Source organism: Pseudomonas sp. P5_B2 (assembly GCF_056400445.1).
This window is the reverse complement of record NZ_JBFULH010000682.1, coordinates 1-2043: the sequence shown is the minus strand read 5'-3', so window position 1 is coordinate 2043 and position 2043 is coordinate 1. Positions and strand designations below refer to the sequence as shown.

Genomic DNA, 2043 nt, shown 5'->3' with positions numbered 1-2043 from the left:
CCGAACGGGGTATACGAATCCGCACGGGCCACCGCCGGTTCTGTGGTCGTGGTGGCGGCTTGTACATTGGCAACGCCGAGGGCACCGAACTGCATCAGCGCGAAAGCGAGCATCGTCGGCGCCATGAAGTGGCGGCTTGATGCGGTTTTACGGCTCAACACATTCATCTTCATGGTGATGTCCCTACAAGTCATTTTGTCTGTGGTTTTCAGCGACGTAGTGGAGGGATCAACCGCCCTGATTGGCGCATTCGGCGACTTTGCTGTAATCGAGCACTTTGTGCGTACCATTGGAATCCAGGTAGTTCAGGCGAGCGTTGACAACGCCGCAACCGCTGCCGGAATCTTGGATGGAAAGCACCTGTTTGATATCCAGATGAGCGCTGTGAACAGACGTGGTTTGAACATCGGCATGGGCCGAAAACGCGGCAACGTTCAGGACGGCGAAGCAGCTGGCGGCAATGAGTGTGTTCCAGTTCATGATGAATACCTCAGGGGTGCGATGGGTGGTGGCTGTGAGGCAAGTCGTCTTGCCTCGATGGAAGCCATTTAATCGCCCGCAGGTATCTGCCATGTGTCGTCAAAACCGCGTTATTAAGGCGTAAGGTGTCAAACAGGACGCCTGATACAGTGCGATACAAATCCCCGCGACGGCCCGCGATGATCAGTGCGCGAACAACAAGAGGGTTGAGCAATGGAGCATGTGAACCACATCCTGATCGTCGATGACGATCGCGAGATCCGCGAACTGGTGGGCAATTACCTGAAGAAAAATGGCCTACGTACCACAGTGGTCGCCGACGGCCGTCAGATGCGCCATTTTCTGGAAACCAATCAGGTGGACTTGATCGTGCTGGACCTGATGATGCCCGGTGATGATGGCCTGGTGCTGTGCCGTGAATTACGCGCAGGCAAACACAAAGCCACGCCGATCCTGATGCTCACCGCGCGCAACGACGAAACCGATCGCATCCTCGGCCTGGAAATGGGCGCCGACGATTACCTGACCAAACCCTTTGCCGCCCGCGAGTTGCTGGCGCGGATCAACGCCGTATTGCGCCGCACGCGGATGCTGCCGCCGAACCTGCTGATCACTGAAACGGGCCGGCTGCTGGGCTTCGGCCGCTGGCGCCTCGATACCACCGCGCGCCACTTGCTCGATGAAGACGGCACGATGGTTGCCCTCAGTGGCGCAGAGTACCGCTTGCTGCGCGTATTCCTCGATCACCCGCAACGGGTACTCAGCCGTGACCAATTACTCAACCTGACCCAAGGCCGCGATTCCGACCTGTTCGACCGCTCCATCGACTTGCTGGTGAGTCGTTTGCGCCAACGTTTACTGGATGACTCACGCGAACCGACCTACATCAAGACCGTGCGCAGCGAAGGCTATGTGTTTTCTTACCCGGTGGAGTTGCTCGGCGCGCCCCAATGAACTGTTTCTTGCATTGGCCGCGCTTGACCTGACTCCCCGCATGGGTGGTGCCGCAAGCAACCCTCGTGCACTGTCTTGATAGTCCGAATACGGACTTCACGTTGTCCCTCGCCAACATCGGGACTAATGTCAGCACACAACTATAAATAGATGGATTTTCTAGTTAAGCGATGCTCATTACCGAGTGTTCCTCCCTGCGCGTTCAAATTGAATTAAATACTAACGCGAAGAAAGGAAATGGCTCAACTTAATGAGAAAGACAACTCATTGTTCACTATGTTATCGCCGGCGGCATGTTAGATGCTTGATTACGAGCCAGCATGATGAATGTACGGGTCAGCACTATAAATAATATCCAATGGGTAAACATGTGATCGATTTTATTCTGAAACCTGTCCCTCTGATTATCGCAACCGTGATCGCGGCGGGTGCGGCATGGATGACTCAGGGGTGGCGTTATGGCCGAAATCAGCCGAGTCGCGGCACAACAATTACAGACACAGATGGACCGACACAAGAAGCAGGCCAACTAGATCACATTGCTCGATCAGAGGCACTATCAGGAGCTACAAGATGCCCAGCAAAATTCCGTTCGTCTTAGTGCTGATC

Annotated in this window: 2 protein-coding genes; one reads left to right on the top strand and one right to left on the bottom strand. The window is 55.0% G+C overall.

Annotated elements, in window-relative coordinates; translation table 11 throughout:
- Window positions 1-228: 228 nt before the first annotated feature.
- Window positions 229-480 (bottom strand): DUF2790 domain-containing protein, encoded by a 252-nt coding sequence (locus tag AC1DRJ_RS25570; RefSeq protein ID WP_477804608.1) that lies wholly within the window; start codon window positions 478-480, stop codon window positions 229-231.
- A gap of 213 nt (window positions 481-693) precedes the next feature.
- Between AC1DRJ_RS25570 and AC1DRJ_RS25565 the strand changes: the two genes are divergently transcribed.
- Complete coding sequence (locus AC1DRJ_RS25565) at window positions 694-1434, top strand: response regulator (protein ID WP_223511171.1); 741 nt, start codon at window positions 694-696, stop codon at window positions 1432-1434.
- Window positions 1435-2043 lie beyond the last annotated feature (609 nt).

Bases quoted from the DNA above. Each gene is read 5' to 3' on its own strand.
- AC1DRJ_RS25570 (WP_477804608.1), bottom strand. From the start codon at position 480: ATGAACTGGAACACACTCATTGCCGCCAGCTGCTTCGCCGTCCTGAAC.
- AC1DRJ_RS25565 (WP_223511171.1), top strand. From the start codon at position 694: ATGGAGCATGTGAACCACATCCTGATCGTCGATGACGATCGCGAGATC.